Genomic DNA, 17,133 nt, shown 5'->3' with positions numbered 1-17,133 from the left:
CACTTCGCTAAAGGGCGGATCAGCCGCCGGTCGTGGTGCAGCTGCCCTCGCCGGAGATCGCCACCAGCATGTCGCCCCTGGCATGGACGGTGAACAGGAAGCCGCCGTCGGGGAAGATGCTGATCAGGCCCGACATGCCGTTCTGCGGCGGCAGGACGATCGAGATCTCCTCGCTGTCGCCGGCGTTCGAGAAATGGCCGTCCATGACCAGATCGTCGGCGGTGACGCGGAAGCTGTCACCGCTCTGCGCGATCAGGAAGGGGCCGCCGGTATAGGGCTCGCAGGCGCCGCCGCCGCACTGGCGTTCGGCGGTGCATTGGTAATCGGCCAGGGCGGGAAACGGGGCCAGGACGGCAAGGGCGAGGATCAGATGTTTCAACTCAACCTCCAAGGAAGGAACGGCGCACATCCGGGTCGGCCATCAGCGCCTTGCCGGTATCGGTGAAACGGTTGCGGCCCTGCACCAGGACATAGCCCTTGTCGGCGATCTCCAGCGCCTGGCGGGCGTTCTGTTCCACCATCAGGATCGAGATTCCGGTGCGGGCGATCTCGATGATGCGGTCGAAAAGCTCGTCCATCACGATGGGCGAGACGCCGGCGGTGGGTTCGTCCAGCATGAGGACCCTGGGCTGGGTCATCAGCGCCCGGCCCACGGCGACCTGCTGGCGCTGGCCGCCCGAAAGCTCTCCGGCCGGCTGGTACCGCTTGGTCTTCAGGATCGGGAACAGGTGGTAGACCTGCTCCAGCGTGCCCCCGATGTCGTCGCGGCGCAGGAAGGCGCCCATCTCCAGGTTCTCCTCCACCGTCATCGAGGTGAAGATGTTGTGGGTCTGCGGCACGAAGGCCATGCCCCTGGCCACCCTGGCCTGCGGGGTAAGCGAGGTGATCTCCTCGCCGTCCAGCCGGACCTGGCCGCCGCGCAGGGTCAGCATGCCGAAGACGGCCTTCATCGCGGTGGACTTGCCCGCGCCGTTCGGGCCGACGATCACCGCGATCTCGCCCCTTTCCACGGCGATGGTGCAGCCGTGCAGGATGTCGACCGCGCCATAGCCGCCGGTCATCGCCTCGCCGATCAGGAAGGGCTCAGCCATGGGACGCCTCCTCCTTCACCTTGTTCTTCAGCCCGGTGCCGAGATAGGCCTCGATCACCCGCTCGTCGTTCTTGACCTCGTCCACCGTGCCCTCGGCCAGGACCTTGCCCTCGGCCATGCAGATCACCGGGTCGCAGAGGCGGGCGATGAAGTCCATGTCGTGCTCGATCACGCAGAAGGTATAGCCGCGCTCCTTGTTCAGGCGGACAATGGCGTCGCCGATCGTGTTCAGCAGCGTGCGGTTCACGCCCGCGCCGACCTCGTCCAGAAAGACGATCTTGGCGTCGACCATCATCGTCCGGCCGAGTTCCAGGAGCTTCTTCTGCCCGCCCGAGATGTTCGCCGCCTTCTGGTCGGCCAGGTGGCTGATCGTCAGGAAGTCCAGCACCTCGTCGGCCTTGTCGCGGATGCGGCGTTCCTCGGCGGCGACGCGGCCGCGGGCGAACCAGCTGTTCCAGATCGTCTCGCCCGCCTGGTCGGCGGGAACCATCATCAGGTTCTCGCGCACGGTCATGCTGCCGAATTCATGCGCGATCTGGAAGGTGCGCAAGAGGCCCTTGTGGAACAGCACATGCGGCGCAAGGCCGCTGATGTCCTCGCCATCCATCAGCACCCGGCCCGAGGTCGGCGGCAGGCGGCCCGCGATCACGTTGAAAAGCGTGCTCTTGCCCGCGCCGTTCGGACCGATCAGCCCGGTGATCGTGCCGGTGCGGATCGTCAGCGACGCGCCGTCAACAGCCCGAAATCCACCGAAGTGCCGGTGAAGGTCTTCGACAACGATCATCCATTTCCCCCAAGCCCCGCCTCTCGTGGACGGGTTCATGTGCAGCGGCCCGGGGAAATGCCCGGGCCGCGCAAGTCTGTCAACCGGGATTCCGGATCAACGGAAGCCCACGGTCTCGTTCTTGCCGCCCTTGACCTCGATCACGCGGTAGCGGCCCGCGCTCTCGCCCGGTCCGATCAGGGTGACGGCGGTCGCGCCCTCGAAGTCGATCGGCGTGCCGGCAGCTATCAGGTCCAGCGCCTTGCCAAGCTCGCCGGGATAAATCTTCTCGCCCGAGCCGTCGGCCGGACCGTTGGCGATCTCCATCACCTTGTCCTTGTAGACCTTCGGATCGGTCGAGTTCGCCGCCGCCATCGCCAGCCCGATCAGCGCCGCCGCGTCATAGGCTTCCGGCGAATAGGCCGAGGTGCCGTCGAAGCCATTGGCCTTCATCTGTTCCTCGAACATCGCGGCGCCCTGCGAATCCGAACCCGCGATCTGCCCCCACGAGCCGTCGAGGCCGGCGCCGATCGCCTGCGGCAGGCTGTCGCCGATCATGCCGCCGGGCAGGCCGAAGGTCGAGAAGGCGCCGGTGTCGAGCGCGGCCTGGATGATGCCCTTGCCGCCCTGGTCCAGATAGCCCGCGACGACCAGCATGTCGCCCCCGGCCGAGGCCAGCGCCGCGACTTCGGCCGAATAGTCGGCCTTGCCGTCCTCGTGCGCCGCGTTGATCGTGACGGTGCCGCCCTTGGCGGTGAAGGCGTTGGCGATGGATTCGGCCAGGCCCTTGCCGTAGTCGTTGTTGGTATAGGTCAGGGCGATCGACTTCATGCCCTTCTCCAGCAGGAGCTCGGCCATGACTTCGCCTTCCCGCGCGTCCGAGGGCGCGGTGCGGAAGAACAGGCCGTCATCCTCGGCCGTGGTCAGCGCGGGCGAGGTCGCCGAGGGCGAGATCATCACGACGCCGTTCGGACGCGCGACGTTCTGCAGCACGGCCCCGGTCACGCCCGAGCAGCTGCCGCCGACGATGCCCTTGACCTGATCCGAGGTCACCAGGCGCTCCGCGGCCGCGGTCCCGGCGGCCGAGTCGCCGCAGGTGTCGTCGCCGCGCACGGGAACCAGCGTCGAGCCGCCCATGAACTTGCCCGAATCCGAAAGCTCCTTCAGCGCCAGCTCCGACCCGGCGGCGATGGTCGGAGCCAGCGATTCGATGCCGCCGGTGAAGCCGGTCAGGACGCCGATCTTGACCTCCTCGGCAAGGCCCGCACCCGTAAGGGCGGCGGTCGCAACCGTCGCCAGAAGCAGTTTCTTCATTCTTGTCTCCCTAATTGGATCGCAATCCTGCGCATGACCCTAGAGGGGGGAAATCCAAAAGAAAAGCAGTTTGACGGATGGTTTTCCCGTGCAATGGGCCGGCGACGCGACGATTTTGCGGGATCTGGCCTCTGCCCGGCCCGGCGCTATCATTGTCCCACAACCTGCGATTGGAGGTCCCATGCCGAAGACACTTGCCATCCTCCTGGCCCTTGCCGGCGCGGCTCCCGCCTGGGCCGCGCCGCAGGTCGAGACCAGCGTCGGGACCATGGCCATCACCCCCGTCGCCGAGGGGCTGGAGGAACCCTGGGCCATCGGTTTCCTGCCCGGCGGCGCTTTCCTCGTGACCGAGCGCGAGGGCCGGCTGAAGCTCTTCCCCGCCGCCGGGGAGGCGCCCCGCCTGGTCGAGGGCCTGCCCGAGGTGGCGGCCGAGGGGCAGGGCGGGCTTCTGGACGTGATGATCCCGCGCGACTTCGCCGAAACGCGCGAGGTCTGGCTCAGTTATGCGGCGGCGCAGGGCGGCGGCGCGGGCACGGCGGTCGGCAAGGGCCGCCTGTCCGGGGACGGCAGCCGGCTGGAAGGGTTCGCCCGGCTGTTCGCGATTCCCGAGGGCTCCTCCGGCGGCCGCCATTTCGGCTCGCGCATCGTCGAGGCGGCGGACGGGACCGTGTTCCTGACCGTGGGCGACCGGGGCACCGGACCCCTGGGGATGCAGGCGCAGGACCCGATGCGGGGCGAGGGCAAGGTCATCCACCTGAACCGCGACGGCAGCCCGGCGACAAGCTGGGACAATGCGCTGCCCGGTCTTTATTCCATGGGCCACCGCAACCCGCAGGGCGCGGCGCTCGACCTCTCCGGGCGGCTCCTGACCGTCGAGCACGGCGCGCAGGGCGGCGACGAGCTGAACGCCCCCGAGCAGGGCGGGAACTACGGCTGGCCCGTGGTGACCTATGGCCGCAACTACAACGGCAACAAGATCGGTCTCGGCACCAGCCTGCCCGGCACCGAGCAGCCGCTGCACTACTGGGATCCCTCCATCGCGCCCTCGGGTCTGATGGTCTATTCCGGCGCGCTGGTGCCGGAATGGCGGGGGGACATCTTCTTCGGCTCGCTGAACAGCGATTTCCTCGGCCGGCTGGATCCGGATACGCCCGCGGAAACCGGCTATGCCGAGGAACGCATCGCGGCGCCGGAAACGGGACGGGTGCGCGACGTGGTCGAGGCCCCGGACGGCGCGATCTGGTTCCTGTCGGTCCACAACGGCGCGGCCTATCGCATGGCCCCGGCCGAATAGGGGTGCAGACGGGGGTTCGGGGGCCAATTTTCTTCGAAGAAAATTGCAAAATTCTTCGAAGAATTTTGGCCCGGACTGAGCGTTCCGCCCGGCGATCCGGCGGTCAGATCGACAGCCGCACCGGCATCGCCCCCGGCATGCCTTGCGTGCCGCGCTCGCGGTAGGGCGTGGTGTTGTAGTGGCTGCGGTAGCATTTCGAGAAATGCGACGGGCTGGCGAAGCCGCAGGCCAGGGCCACGTTGATCACGCTCATGTCGGTCTGCATCAAGAGGTTGCGCGCCTTCTGCAACCGCAGCTCCATGTAATAGCGCTTGGGCGAACGGTTGAGGTAGCGGCGGAACAGGCGCTCCAGCTGGCGGGTGGACATGCCCACTTCCTCGGCCAGGTCGGCGGGGGACATCGGGTCCTCGATGTTGCCCTCCATCATCTGGATGACCTGGGACAGCTTCGGGTGCCGCACGCCGATCCGCGTCGGGATCGACAGGCGCTGCGTGTCCTGGTCGGTGCGGATCGTGGAATAGATCAGCTGGTCGGCGACGGTATTGGCCAGGTCCTCGCCATGGTCGGCGGCGATGATCTTCAGCATCAGGTCGATCGAGGAGATGCCGCCCGCCGTGGTCCAGCGGTTGCCGTCCATGACGAAGACCGACTTGGTCAGCCGCACATCCTCGAATTCCTCGGCGAAACCGTCCTGGTTCTCCCAGTGGATCGTGGCCCGCTTGCCGTCCAGCAGCCCCGCCTTGGCCAGGGCATGCGCCCCGGTGCAGAGGCCGCCGATGGTGATGCCGCGCCGCGCCTCGCGCCGCAGCCAGCCGACCACGGCCTTGCTGGTGGTGCGCTGGATGTCGATGCCGCCGCAGACAAGCACGGTATCCTCGCGCTCCATCTCCTCGAGCCCGAGGTCGAGCCGGAAGGTCGCGCCGTTGGAACAGGTCTTCTCGCTGCCCTCGCCGGCCAGGACCCAGGTATAGATCGTCTCGCCCGCGACATGGTTCGCCAGGCGCAAGGGCTCGATCGCGCCGGCGAAGTTGATCATGGTGAACTTGTCCAGAAGCAGGAACACAAAGCGCCGCGGGCCCTGGGCCTTGGCGGTCTGGGTGGCTTTGCGGGGGGTGAGCGTCATGTCCGCGACCTGATCGTGTCGTTTGCGGGCTACCGAACCCCAATTTGCGCCGCGCCGCAAGGGCCGAAACGGCATGTTTGCGCCCAAACTCGATTTGCCAAGGCGGAAACGGGGGCGTATACCGCAGGCCGATTGCACGGGACCGGAGTGGTACAATGACCAAGGGATGGACGAAATCGGCATGGCGCGCGAAACCGCGGGTCCAGATGCCGGATTATCCCGACCAGGGCGCGCTGAACGCGGTCGAGGCGCAGCTGGCCAAATTCCCCCCCCTGGTCTTCGCCGGCGAGGCGCGGCGGCTGAAGAAGCAGCTGGCACTCGCGGCCGAGGGCAAGGCCTTCCTGCTGCAGGGCGGCGACTGCGCCGAAAGCTTCGCCGAGTTCTCGGCCGACAACATCCGCGACACCTTCCGGGTGATGCTGCAGATGGCGGTGGTGCTGACCTATGCCGCCAAGGTGCCGGTGATCAAGGTGGGCCGCATGGCCGGCCAGTTCGCCAAGCCGCGTTCCGCGCCGACCGAGGTGATCGACGGGCTGGAGCTGCCCAGCTACAAGGGCGACATCATCAACGGCTTCGACCCCACGCCCGAGGCCCGCATCCCCGATCCGAACCGCATGCTGCAGGCCTATACCCAGGCGGCGGCCAGCCTGAACCTCCTGCGCGCCTTCTCCACCGGCGGCTTCGCCGACATCCACCGGGTGCACAGCTGGACCCTGGGCTTCGCCGAGCATGACAAGGCCGAACGCTACCGCGAGATGGCGAACCGGATCTCCGACGCGCTCGACTTCATGAACGCGGCCGGGGTGACCAGCCTCACCGCGCCCGAACTGGCGAGCGTCGAGTTCTACACCAGCCACGAGGCGCTGCTGCTGGAATACGAAGAGGCGCTGGCGCGGGTGGATTCGATCACCGGCCAGAACGTCGCGGGCTCGGGCCACATGATCTGGATCGGCGACCGCACCCGGCAGCCGGACGGCGCGCATGTGGAATTCTGCCGCGGCGTGCTGAACCCGATCGGGCTTAAATGCGGGCCCTCGACCACGGCCGAGGACCTGAAGGTGCTGATGGCCAAGCTGAACCCGGAGAACGAGCCGGGCCGCCTGACCCTGATCGCCCGTTTCGGCGCGGGCAAGGTCGGCGAGCATCTGCCGCGCCTGATCAAGACGGTGCAGGCCGAGGGCGCCAATGTCGTCTGGTCCTGCGACCCGATGCACGGCAACACGATCAAGGCGGCCTCGGGCTACAAGACCCGGCCGTTCGATTCCGTGCTGCGCGAGGTGCGGGAATTCTTCGCGATCCACAAGGCCGAGGGCACCGTTCCCGGCGGCGTGCATTTCGAGATGACCGGCCAGGACGTGACCGAATGCACCGGCGGCCTGCGCGCCGTGTCGGACGAGAACCTCGCCGACCGCTACCACACCGCCTGCGATCCGCGGCTCAACGCCTCGCAGTCGCTGGAACTGGCCTTCCTGGTGGCCGAGGAGCTGTCCTCGCAGCGCGAGGCGGCGCGGCGCGTCGCGCTGTAAGGGCCGGAGAGTCGGACCGGGGCGGGGGGGCGACCTGCCGCCCTAGTCTTTTGCCTGGACCAGCGTCAGATGCCCGGCACGCCGCGCAGAGGCGACCGGGGCGGGCGCGGGTTCCATCGCCTCGGGCCTGCCGAACAGCCGCTCCTCGCGCCGCCGGGCCACCCTGAACCTGCAGCGCCGCAGCGCGTCGGGGGCGAAGCCGAAGGCGCCCAGCAGCAGCTGGCGGTCCTGCTCGTCGGCCAGCGGCATCAGCAGGAGCTGCGCGATCACCCGACTGTTGCCGCGATCCGAAACGAGGTCCAGCTCGGCCACGGCGGGCGCGTGCAGCACCTGCTCGATCACCTGGCCCACCAGGTCGCGCGCCTCGGCGCAGAACAGCACCGTCAGCGGCAGGCCGCGCAGGTCCATGCCGCCGATCTCGCCCAGGGCAGAGCCGGCGATCCGCACCTGCGCCACCCCGCGCCCGATCCGCTCGGCCAGGAAGACCCGGTCCAGCGCCCCGCTCATCCCCCTTGGATCAAGCGCCGCCCGCATCGGGATCGCGCCCGCGCGGCGCAACCCCTCCCAATAGGCGCGGACCTGCGGCGGCCCGTCGAACGCCACCGGCGCCGGCGCGGGCGAGGCGCGAAACCGGACCAGTTCCAGGAATTTCAGATCCATCGCAGCCTCGCCTCCACCCGCTTCGCGCTTGCAGCCCGGCGGACCATCGCGCCATGTAGCCAGAATAGGCCGGACCGCGAAGATTCGGCTGAAAATCTATTCAAATGGTAAACACCGCGCCCGGCGCGGAAGGAAAGCACATGATCTCGATGACGGGTTTCGCCGCAAGGCGCGGGGCGGGGGCAGGCCATGCCTGGGTCTGGGACCTGCGCGCGGTCAACGGCAAGGGGCTGGATCTGCGGTTGCGCCTGCCGGACTGGATCGACGGGCTCGAGCTTGCGATCCGGGCCGAGCTGCAGAAGGCGGTCACGCGCGGCAATGTCAGCCTGTCGCTGCGCGTCACGCAGGACGGCGGCGGCGAGGAGGCGGGCTTCCGGCTGCACCCGGTGCAGCTTGCCGCCGCGCTGGCCGCGCTCGCCCGGGTCGAGGAGGCCGGGATGGCCGCCGGCCTGACGCTGCGCCAGCCGACGGCGGCCGATGTGCTGACCCTGCGCGGGGTGCTGGACCAAGGCCAGCAGGACCAGGACATGACGCCCCTGCGCCAGGCGATCCTGGCCGACCTGCCGGGCCTCCTGGCCGATTTCGCCGCGATGCGCGCCTCCGAAGGCGCGGCGCTGGCCGGGGTGCTGCGGGCGCAGCTCGACCAGATCGCCGCGCTGACGGCCGAGGCGCAGCGCGAGGCCGCGGCCCGCGCCGCGGCCCAGGCCGATTCCTTGCGCGAGGGTCTGGCGCGGATCCTTGCCGCCACAGATGCGGTGGACGCAACGCGGCTGGCGCAGGAACTGGCGCTTCTGGCGGTCAAGACCGACGTGACCGAGGAGTTGGACCGCCTGGCCGCCCATGTCGCCGCCGCCCGCGCCCATCTGGCCGACAGCGCGCCGGTCGGCCGCAAGCTGGATTTCCTGATGCAGGAATTCATGCGCGAAGCGAACACGCTTTGCTCGAAGGCGCAGTCGCTGGCGCTGACCCGCATCGGCCTTGACCTCAAAACCGTGATCGATCAGATGCGCGAGCAGGTCCAGAATGTGGAATAGATCATGACCCGGCGCGGACTTCTCCTCATCCTTTCCTCGCCCTCGGGCGCGGGCAAATCGACGCTCTCCCGGATGCTGATGGCCTGGGACCCGACGATGCGCTTCTCGGTCTCGGCCACCACGCGCAAACCCCGGCCGGGCGAGGTGGACGGCCGGGAATACTGGTTCCGCTCGCGCGAGGCGTTCCAGGCGATGGTCGATCAGGGCCAGATGCTGGAACATGCCGAGGTCTTCGGCAACTTCTACGGCTCCCCCCGCGCACCCGTCGAGGCGGCGATGCAGGCCGGGACCGATACGGTCTTCGACATCGACTGGCAGGGCGGCCAGCAGGTCAAGCAGGCGATGCGCGGTGATGTGGTCTCGATCTTCATCCTGCCGCCCTCGATCGCCGAGCTCGACCGCCGCTTGCGCACGCGCGGGCAGGACAGCGACGAGGTGATCGCCGGCCGGATGGCGAAAAGCCGCGATGAGATCAGCCATTGGGCGGAATACGACTATGTGCTGGTGAACGACGATGTCGAGCGCAGCTTCGACAACCTCAAGACCATTCTTACCGCCGAGCGGCTGAAGCGCGAGCGCCAGCCACAGCTTTCCGCCTTTGTCCGCGCCCTGAACGAGGAGTTCGAAGCCCGATGATCTATGCGCTTGACGGCATTGCCCCCGAGATCGACCCCTCCGCCTGGGTCGCCGCCGATGCCAACCTGATCGGCAAGGTCGTGCTCGAGGCCGAGGCCTCGGTCTGGTTCGGCGTGACGATCCGCAGCGACAACGAGGAGATCCGGGTCGGGCGCGGCTCGAACGTGCAGGAGAACTGCGTGCTGCACACCGACATGGGCTATCCGCTGGTGATCGGACCGGACTGCACCATCGGCCACAAGGCGATGCTGCACGGCTGCACCATCGGCGAGGGCAGCCTGATCGGCATGGGGGCGACGGTGCTGAACGGGGCCAGGATCGGCAAGGGCTGCCTGATCGGCGCCGGCGCGCTGGTGACCGAGGGCAAGGAGATCCCGGACGGCAGCCTGGTGATGGGGGCTCCCGGCAAGGTCGTGCGGGTGCTGGACGAGGCCGCGCGGGGGCGGCTCCTGCTCTCCGCCTCCGGCTACCGCGCCAATGCCCGCCGCTTCCGGGCCGGGCTGGTCGCGGTCTAGGCCTGCTCGACCAGCTCCAGGGTGATGCCCTGGCGGACGGCATGGCTGCGCAGCTCGCGCAGGACGATCTGCCGGTTCGGCAGCTTCGGGGCCGCGATCCGGAGCACGCCGCGGAAACTGGCGCCGCCCAGGACCTCGATGATCTCGAGCGCGTCGAAATCCTCGCAGAACAGCGGGGCGACCACCAGCTCCAGCGTCAAGGCCAGCGCGAGGCGGTTCCGCAACTGGTCGAACGGGATCAGTTCGGCCTCATCCGGCCGGATGCTGCCTTCGGGAAAGACCGCATCGGGAATGCCGACGACCAGGCATCTCAGCTTGGGTAACATGGCAAGACTCCGCCTGCATCCTGAGGAGGCGCCGCGGTTACCGTCGCTCGAAGAGACTTCCGTCAGTGCCGGGCTTTGTCCGGGGAAAATCCGGCAGCAACATTTACTTACACGATCCGCACGTTATCGTTATTTCGCCGCAAGGCAAGATGGCCGGTGACGAAAATATGACCGGCCCGGAGGAAGGTATGGAGTGGGACAGACTCCTGGCCGGGATACCCCTGCCGGCCATGCTGGTCGGGCGCGACCGGATCGCGGCCTGCAACGCGCAGGCGCTGGGACTGTTCGGGTCCGGCATCCGGGGCCGCCACCCCGCCATCGCCGTCCGCGCCCCGGCGCTGCTCGAGGCGCTGGCCGTCGTGGCCGGAGGCGGCGGCGCGCAGGAGGCGCGCGTCATGCTGCGGCACGAGGGGCAGGAGGCGGTCTACCTCGCCTCGGTCTCCGACCAGGGGGCGGGGCTCGTGCTCTGCGTCTTCCGCGACGTGAGCGAGGAGGAACTGGCGGGCGTGATGCGGCGGGACTTCGTCGCCAACGTCTCGCACGAGCTGCGGACGCCGCTGACCGCGCTGATGGGGTTCATCGAGACGCTGAAGAACGCCGCGAAGGACGACCCGAAGGCGCGGGAGATGTTCCTTTCGATCATGGAGGCCGAGGCGGGGCGGATGAACCGGCTGGTCGGCGACCTCTTGCAGCTCTCTCGGGTCGAGGCGGAGGAACGGGTGCGTCCGCGCGAGCCGGTCGAACTGCGCGGGCTGCTGGAGGCGGTGATCGGCGCGCTGAAAGGGGTGGCGGAGAAGACGGGCTCGACCGTCGCGCTGGTCGGCGAGGGGGCGGTGCTGCCGGGGGATGCGGACCAGTTGACCCAGGTCTTCACGAACCTGATCGAGAACGCGCTGAAATACGGGGCGAAGGGGCAGGTGGTGCGGGTCACGCTCTCGGCGGAGGAGACGGTGCGGGGACCAGGGGTGCGGGTCGAGGTCGCGGACCAGGGGGAAGGGATCGACCCGGTCCACATCCCCCGGCTGACGGAGCGGTTCTACCGGGTCGATTCCCACCGGTCGCGGGAGATGGGGGGGACGGGGCTGGGGCTGGCCATCGTGAAGCACATCGTGAGCCGGCATCGGGGGTGGCTGCGGATCGAGAGCGAGAAGGGGCGGGGGAGCCGGTTCCAGGTGGTGCTGCTGCTGGGGTGACGGGGGCCGCAAGGGACTCCGCGCCGCGCGCGGCGCTGGTTTGGAGGGTAGGGATTTCAAGGGGTTGGCTGTGGGCGTTAGGGGTTTGCTAGGGGTTTTGGGTGCTACAGAACCAACACGTTCTGAAACTTTTGGAGAACTCCTCTGGTGCGAGCCGCCATGGGTATTCACAATTTCACGTAGCAGGTTCGCCGCGTCATGTGATAGGACTTAAATGCTTGAAGTGGAGCGCGCTGTAGGCGAACCATAGGAAGCTTGGTGCCCTTTCGCGGACGAGAACTGAATGAAGATTGATAATAGCAGCGAAAGCATCGCGAAAATTCTAGAGATGCTTGAGACCAAGGAACTAGTCGCAAACCATGACTACCAAAGAGGCACTGGCATTTGGCCTCCCGGCCCCAGCAGTTACTTCATTGATACGATACTCGAAAACTACCCGTTCCCAAAGATATACATCTATGAGTTTCTTGATCCAAAGACTAAGCGCATCAAACGCGAGATCGTCGATGGTCAGCAAAGGATAGACTCCATTACTCGATTTCGGAACAATGAGTTTCGCCTCTCTGGTGAAGTGCACTACAAAGGTTTGAGCTTCAGTGAGTTGCCTGAAGACGTTCAAGATTCATTTCTGACTTACACAGTCAGTGTGGACGTCATACGTAATGCGACCCGTTCTGAAATACTTCAGATGTTTCGTAGAATGAACGCCTATACTCTCCCTCTCAATGATGCAGAGAAGCGTCACTCGGAGTTTCAAGGAAGATTCAAGTGGTTCGTGTATGAGTTGGCGGAAGAGCTGAACGAGTTCTTCACCGAGTATGATGTCTTTACTAACAAGCAGATTGTCAGGATGGCGGATGGAGCGCTTATTACCGATATAGTTCTTGGAATGGAGGAGGGTATTGTTAGCACAAGCCCGCCCAATCTGAAATCTCTGTATAGCAAATACGACAAGAACTTTCCTAACCAAGAGCTTTATCGAGACCAGATTCTATCAACCTTCACTTACATACAAGAGAATCTGGATTCGATACGGAACACATTTATAACTAAGCAATATGCAATGCACTCCTTGGTGCTAGCACTTATTCATAACAGATACGGAATCAAGGCTATTGAAGATCAATTTGGCGTAGTGGGCAACCAAGAGTTCGCTCACGACAAAAAGGCAACTGCTGAGGCTCTCGTGGAGATGGCGGGAGAGCAGGAGGCAAAGATTCTCGATGGGAACTGGCCAAAATACGTTTGGGGTGCGAGTAGCACCACAGACCGAAAGGCGAGACGAACTGCTCGCATGGCAAGCATCTTTCGTGCTCTCGGTGTGACGGTCCCTGCTGAGATGGATGATGGTCTCGATTGATTTTCTTTACCATACTCTCACTCGCAGAATTGCGAGGGTAGAGCGATATTTGGCCGACGACAAATCGAAGAGCAAGTTTGACTTGGCGTTGCATAGATCTGCTGCAATTTCTCACCTTTGGCAGTCGTGGGTCCTTCACTGCAGGGCGCTTCTAACATCTTATATTTCAGGAAAATTGGTTGTTGCTGGTGGGTCTTTAAGCAGTCCTATTGTAGGCCTTTCCGAAGACGAACTGCTTTACTGTGCTCAACAGTATGCAGAGGGCAATGTTCCAAAGGTGGGTGGAAGAATAAAGAGCCATCTCAGTGAACCAAATTGGGGCGATATCTCCAAAGCGGTTAACATCTGTGCTGGAAACAGTTTCGAGTGTTCAGCATATGTCGCCAGTTGCTATGCATTAGGTGTGCGCCTCAGGGACCTACAGTTGTGCAGGAACACTTGCGCTCATCTATCGCGCGGGCAACTCAAGGACTTCAACAGCTCTCGGGTTAGATATAGTTCAAACAGCTATTTGCATCCATCAGATATGATGGGCTGGATCGATCCTCATACTCTACAGCCTGTTTGGCATAGCTGGATAGGAGAAATGCTCACAATCACTGAGTTAATTGAGCTAAGTAAGTGATCGGGTTCTGTGGCTAAGCGACTAAATTGTACAAACCTCACAACCTCCCCAACCGCTCCGTCAACAGCCGGTAGAACCCGTCCCGGTCCACGCCGCCCATGAACATCGCGTTGGGCTCCCTCTTGGTGACCCGCCACCAGTCGGCGACGGTCATGCCGAGGGTGAGTTCGCTCCCGGTCTCGATCTCGACGTTGATGTGGCGGCCGGTGAAGAGGGCGGGCTCGATGAGGTAGGCGATCACGCAGGGGTCGTGCAGGGGGGCGCCGGCGGAGCCGTATTTCGCGGTGTCGAAGCGTTCGAAGAAATCGGTCCAGGAGGCGACGGCCTGACCGACGGGGGTGCCCAAGGACCGCATCTCCTCCACCCACTCGCGGCTGGTCAGTGCCTTGTGGGTGACGTCGAGCGGCATGACGACGAGGGGCACGCCGGATCTGAACACGATTTCAGCGGCTTCCGGGTCGACGTAGATGTTGAACTCGGCCGCGGGGGTGATGTTGCCGACCTCGAAATAGGCGCCGCCCATCAGGACGATCTCGGCCACCTTCGGGATGATGTCGGGGGCGCGCTGGAAGGCGGTGGCGATGTTGGTGAGCGGCCCGAGGGGGCAGAGGGTGATGCTGCCGGTGGGATGCTCGCGCAGGGCCTGAATGATGAAGTCGACGGCGTGCTGGCCGTGCAGGGGATGCGCGGGGTCGGGAAGCGGGATGCCGTCGAGGCCGGTCTTGCCATGGACATGCTCGGCGGTGACGAGCTTGCGGGCCAGGGGGGCGTCGCAGCCGGCGTGGACGGGGATGTGTTTCCCGGCAAGCTCGACGATCTGGCAGGCGTTGCGCTGGGTGAGGGCGAGGGGGACGTTGCCGGCGACGGCGGTCAGCGCCAGGACCTCGAGCTCGGGCGAGGCCAGCGCGAGGAGGATGGCGACGGCATCGTCCTGGCCGGGGTCGGTGTCGATGATGATCTTGCGGGGCATGGGCGTCTCCTTCGGGCGGAAGGTGACGCGGGCCGGGGCGGTTTGTCCAGAGGGGTGCGCGAGGGAACGCGCACCCCGGGGCCGGGATCAGCCGTCGAAGTTCACGGTTTCCATGATCTTGAGGGCTGCGGCGCGGGCGGCGGCGATGTCGGAGAGGGGCGTGGTGTCGGGGGTGAACTCGCCCCAGCCTTTCACGAGCTCGGAACGCTCGACGCCGGGCTTGACCGGGAATTCGTAGTTCGTCTCGGCGTAGATCTTCTGCGCCTCGTCCGAGGTGAGCCATTCCATGAACTTCAGCGCGTTTTCCTTGTTCGGCGCGGATTTGGTCATCGCGACGCCCGAGATGTTCAGGTGCGTGCCGCCGTTCTCGAAGGTCGGGAAGACGATGGTGACGGTCTCGGCCGCGGGGGCCTGTTCGGGGTCGGCGAGCATCTGGCCGATGTAGTAGGTGTTGCCGATGGCGATGTCGCATTCGCCGGCCGCGATGGCCTTGACCTGGTCGCGGTCGCCGCCCTCGGGCTTGCGGGCGAGGTTGGCCTTGAGGCCTTCGGCCCATTTCGTCGCTTCCTCCTCGCCATGATGGACGATCACGGCGCCAAGCAGGGCGATGTTGTAGTCCGACAGGCCCGAGCGCGAGCAGATCCGGCCCTTCCACTTGTCCGAGGCAAGGTCCTCGTAAGTGGTGACTTCGCCGGGCTGCACGCGGTCTTTGGCGGCATAGACGATGCGGGCGCGGGAGGTGAGGCCGAACCACAGGTCGTTCGGATCGCGCAGGGTCTCGGGGATGTTGGCCTCGAGCACGTCGGACTGGACGGGTTGCAGCACGTCGGCCTCGGCGATCTGCAGGAGGCGGGCGATGTCCACGGTCAGCACCAGATCGGCGGGGGAGCGGTCGCCCTCGGCCACCAGACGCTCGGCCATGCCCTTGTCCACGAAGGCCACGTTGACGGCGATCCCGGTCTCGGCGGTGAAGGCGTCGACGAGGGGCTGGATCAGCTCGGGCTGGCGGTGGGAGTAGACGTTGATCTCCTGCGCCAGGGCCGGGACGGAGCAGGCGAGAAGGGCGAGGGTCGAGAGGCGCAGCATTGGCTGACTCCTTTTGTCGGGTTTCCGCCGGCGGTTAAATCCGACTCTTTTACTCTGGTCAAGGGGGAGACTGATGGAAGCGGGTTGCCGATGGGCAACCCCTGCCGGAAATCGCCTGATGCGGCTTGATCGCGGCCGCAGGAGCGGACATATGGACCGCGCGAGGCAACGTCCTCCCCCTTGTCGAAGGGCAGAAGACCGGGACGGCCCGGCGCCTTTGGACCGAAAGGGGTGCCGGGATGGCGTGGATCACGCTGCTGCTTGCCGGAATTTTCGAGATCGTCTGGGCCTATGCGATGAAGGTCTCGGAGGGGTTCACGCGGCCCTGGCCGACGGCGGTCATGGCGGTCACGATGCTGTTGAGCTTTGCGCTTCTGGCCCATGCGATGCGGGTGCTGCCGCTGGGAACGGCCTATGCGGTCTGGACCGGGATCGGGGCGCTGGGGTCGTTCATGGTCGGGCTTCTGGTGCTGGGAGAGCCCGCGACGGCGTTGCGGATGCTGGCGGCGGGGCTGATCCTGTCGGGGATCGTGCTGTTGAAAGTGGCGAGCTGAAGACAGGGGGAGTCGGGCTGAAGCCCGACCTACCGGGCTTTTTCCTCGGCCTTGGCGCGGTTCCAGAGCGCGTCCATCTCGGCCAGGTCGCTGTCGGCCGGGGCCTTGCCGGCTTCGGCCAGCCAGTCCTCGATCCGGGCGAAACGGCGGGTGAATTTCGCGTTGGCGGCGCGCAGGGCGGCCTCGGGGTCGACCTTCAGGTGGCGGGCGAGGTTGGCCATGACGAAGAGGAGATCGCCGATCTCCTCGGTCAGTTCGGCCTGGGAGAGGGTGTCGCGGGCCTCGGTGACCTCGCGCGCCTCCTCGACCAGCTTGTCCAGCACCTGATCGGTGGAGGGCCAGTCGAAACCGACGCGGGCGGCGCGGTTCTGGAGCTTGAGCGCACGGGTCAGGGCGGGAAGCGAGGCCGCGATGCCGTCGAGGGTGCGCAGGGAGCCACGCTCGCGGGCCTTCTGCGTCTCCCAGTCCTTCGTCTGCTGCTCGGCGGTCTTGTCGCGCGAGTCGGTGCCGAAGACATGCGGGTGGCGGGCGATCATCTTGTCGCAGATCGCGGTGACGACATCGGGGAAGGTGAAATGCCCGGCCTCGGCGGCCATCTGGGAATGGTAGACCGCCTGGAAGAGGAGATCGCCAAGCTCGCCCTTCAACTCGTGCCAGGCTTGCCGCTCGATCGCGTCGGCGACCTCATGCGCTTCTTCCAGCGTATAGGGGGCGATGGAGGCGAAGTCCTGCTCGATGTCCCAGGGGCAGCCGGTCCGCGGGTCGCGCAGGGCAGCCATGATGGAGAGCAGGCGGTCGATGCCGGTAGGGGGAAGGTCGGAGGGAAGGGGCATGGGGCCTCGCGTGGTTGCGGGGGCACCCTAGGATGGGCGCGGGGGCAATGGTAGCCCCCGCGCCAGAGAGGTCAGAAGGAGCAGCCGATGCGGAGCGACCGTGAATTCAAGTCGATGTCGGCCGTCGATCCACCGGGTACATCGCCGTCGGTCGTGCGGCGGCGGATTTTTCCGGGAGAGATTGCGGTCGGCCCTGTTTTGCGATTTGATCAAAGGCTGACCCACACTGC

At 65.9% G+C, this 17,133-nt stretch carries 18 protein-coding genes; 8 read left to right on the top strand and 10 right to left on the bottom strand.

Annotation, left to right across the window (positions count from 1 at the left end; all coding sequences use genetic code 11):
• Positions 1-19: 19 nt before the first annotated feature.
• The 4 genes from I7S92_RS07675 to I7S92_RS07660 all read right to left on the bottom strand — a co-directional run bounded on the left by I7S92_RS07675 (position 20) and on the right by I7S92_RS07660 (position 3,168).
• Positions 20-379 (bottom strand): hypothetical protein, encoded by a 360-nt coding sequence (locus tag I7S92_RS07675; RefSeq protein ID WP_197642911.1) that lies wholly within the window; start codon positions 377-379, stop codon positions 20-22.
• Position 380: 1 nt separating this feature from the next.
• Positions 381-1,091, bottom strand: a complete 711-nt coding sequence (locus I7S92_RS07670) for an ABC transporter ATP-binding protein (RefSeq protein ID WP_197642910.1) — start codon at positions 1,089-1,091, stop codon at positions 381-383.
• Positions 1,084-1,875, bottom strand: coding sequence for an ABC transporter ATP-binding protein (locus tag I7S92_RS07665; protein ID WP_197642909.1), 792 nt, complete (start codon positions 1,873-1,875; stop codon positions 1,084-1,086). The genes I7S92_RS07670 and I7S92_RS07665 overlap by 8 nt, the downstream gene beginning before the upstream one ends.
• A gap of 96 nt (positions 1,876-1,971) precedes the next feature.
• On the bottom strand, positions 1,972-3,168 hold the full coding sequence (locus I7S92_RS07660; RefSeq protein WP_197642908.1) for an ABC transporter substrate-binding protein: 1,197 nt from the start codon (positions 3,166-3,168) through the stop codon (positions 1,972-1,974).
• A gap of 181 nt (positions 3,169-3,349) precedes the next feature.
• On the opposite strand from I7S92_RS07660, the gene I7S92_RS07655 reads away from it, so the two are divergent.
• Positions 3,350-4,462, top strand: coding sequence for a PQQ-dependent sugar dehydrogenase (locus I7S92_RS07655; protein ID WP_197642907.1), 1,113 nt, complete (start codon positions 3,350-3,352; stop codon positions 4,460-4,462).
• A 103-nt stretch (positions 4,463-4,565) separates the two neighbouring features.
• On the opposite strand, the gene I7S92_RS07650 is transcribed toward I7S92_RS07655, so the two are convergent.
• A complete protein-coding gene (locus tag I7S92_RS07650; protein WP_197642906.1) occupies positions 4,566-5,585 on the bottom strand; it encodes a GlxA family transcriptional regulator in 1,020 nt (339 codons plus the stop codon).
• 155 nt (positions 5,586-5,740) lie between these two features.
• Here I7S92_RS07650 and I7S92_RS07645 point away from each other — a divergent pair, with 155 nt between their 5' ends.
• Positions 5,741-7,111: a class II 3-deoxy-7-phosphoheptulonate synthase gene (locus I7S92_RS07645; RefSeq protein WP_197642905.1), complete on the top strand. Its 1,371-nt coding sequence runs from the start codon at positions 5,741-5,743 to the stop codon at positions 7,109-7,111.
• Positions 7,112-7,153: 42 nt separating this feature from the next.
• On the opposite strand, the gene I7S92_RS07640 is transcribed toward I7S92_RS07645, so the two are convergent.
• On the bottom strand, positions 7,154-7,771 hold the full coding sequence (locus I7S92_RS07640) for a PAS domain-containing protein (protein WP_197642904.1): 618 nt from the start codon (positions 7,769-7,771) through the stop codon (positions 7,154-7,156).
• A 140-nt stretch (positions 7,772-7,911) separates the two neighbouring features.
• On the opposite strand from I7S92_RS07640, the gene I7S92_RS07635 reads away from it, so the two are divergent.
• From I7S92_RS07635 to I7S92_RS07625, 3 genes are read left to right on the top strand one after another with little or no spacing between them, the layout of a single operon-like run.
• The gene (locus I7S92_RS07635; RefSeq protein WP_197642903.1) at positions 7,912-8,805 is read left to right on the top strand and encodes a YicC/YloC family endoribonuclease; all 894 of its coding nucleotides are present in this window, start codon (positions 7,912-7,914) and stop codon (positions 8,803-8,805) included.
• Between the two features lie 3 nt (positions 8,806-8,808).
• Positions 8,809-9,441, top strand: a complete 633-nt coding sequence (gmk, locus tag I7S92_RS07630; protein WP_197642902.1) for a guanylate kinase — start codon at positions 8,809-8,811, stop codon at positions 9,439-9,441.
• Positions 9,438-9,956, top strand: coding sequence for a gamma carbonic anhydrase family protein (locus I7S92_RS07625; RefSeq protein ID WP_197642901.1), 519 nt, complete (start codon positions 9,438-9,440; stop codon positions 9,954-9,956). Before gmk ends, I7S92_RS07625 begins: the two co-directional genes overlap by 4 nt.
• Here the strand turns inward: I7S92_RS07625 and I7S92_RS07620 are convergent.
• Positions 9,953-10,282, bottom strand: a complete 330-nt coding sequence (locus I7S92_RS07620) for a hypothetical protein (protein ID WP_197642900.1) — start codon at positions 10,280-10,282, stop codon at positions 9,953-9,955. The genes I7S92_RS07625 and I7S92_RS07620 overlap by 4 nt on opposite strands.
• A 188-nt stretch (positions 10,283-10,470) precedes the next feature.
• On the opposite strand from I7S92_RS07620, the gene I7S92_RS07615 reads away from it, so the two are divergent.
• Positions 10,471-11,475, top strand: coding sequence for a sensor histidine kinase (locus tag I7S92_RS07615; protein WP_197642899.1), 1,005 nt, complete (start codon positions 10,471-10,473; stop codon positions 11,473-11,475).
• Between the two features lie 283 nt (positions 11,476-11,758).
• Positions 11,759-12,835 (top strand): DUF262 domain-containing protein, encoded by a 1,077-nt coding sequence (locus tag I7S92_RS07610; RefSeq protein ID WP_197642898.1) that lies wholly within the window; start codon positions 11,759-11,761, stop codon positions 12,833-12,835.
• Between the two features lie 662 nt (positions 12,836-13,497).
• Here the strand turns inward: I7S92_RS07610 and I7S92_RS07605 are convergent.
• Both I7S92_RS07605 and I7S92_RS07600 read right to left on the bottom strand, forming a co-directional pair.
• Positions 13,498-14,430 (bottom strand): nucleoside hydrolase, encoded by a 933-nt coding sequence (locus I7S92_RS07605; RefSeq protein WP_197642897.1) that lies wholly within the window; start codon positions 14,428-14,430, stop codon positions 13,498-13,500.
• An 87-nt stretch (positions 14,431-14,517) separates the two neighbouring features.
• Positions 14,518-15,516, bottom strand: a complete 999-nt coding sequence (locus I7S92_RS07600) for a Fe(3+) ABC transporter substrate-binding protein (protein WP_197642896.1) — start codon at positions 15,514-15,516, stop codon at positions 14,518-14,520.
• A 239-nt stretch (positions 15,517-15,755) separates the two neighbouring features.
• On the opposite strand from I7S92_RS07600, the gene I7S92_RS07595 reads away from it, so the two are divergent.
• Positions 15,756-16,070 carry a DMT family transporter gene (locus I7S92_RS07595; RefSeq protein WP_197642895.1) on the top strand — a complete coding sequence of 105 codons (315 nt, stop codon included), beginning with the start codon at positions 15,756-15,758 and terminating at the stop codon, positions 16,068-16,070.
• A gap of 29 nt (positions 16,071-16,099) precedes the next feature.
• Here the strand turns inward: I7S92_RS07595 and mazG are convergent, their stop codons facing one another.
• Positions 16,100-16,903 (bottom strand): nucleoside triphosphate pyrophosphohydrolase, encoded by an 804-nt coding sequence (gene mazG / locus I7S92_RS07590; RefSeq protein WP_197642894.1) that lies wholly within the window; start codon positions 16,901-16,903, stop codon positions 16,100-16,102.
• Between the last annotated feature and the right edge of the window lie 230 nt (positions 16,904-17,133).

It is taken from the genome of Tabrizicola soli (assembly GCF_015999335.1).
In the GTDB taxonomy this organism is placed as follows: domain Bacteria; phylum Pseudomonadota; class Alphaproteobacteria; order Rhodobacterales; family Rhodobacteraceae; genus Tabrizicola; species Tabrizicola soli.
This window is presented reverse-complemented; position numbering and strand designations above follow the sequence as displayed.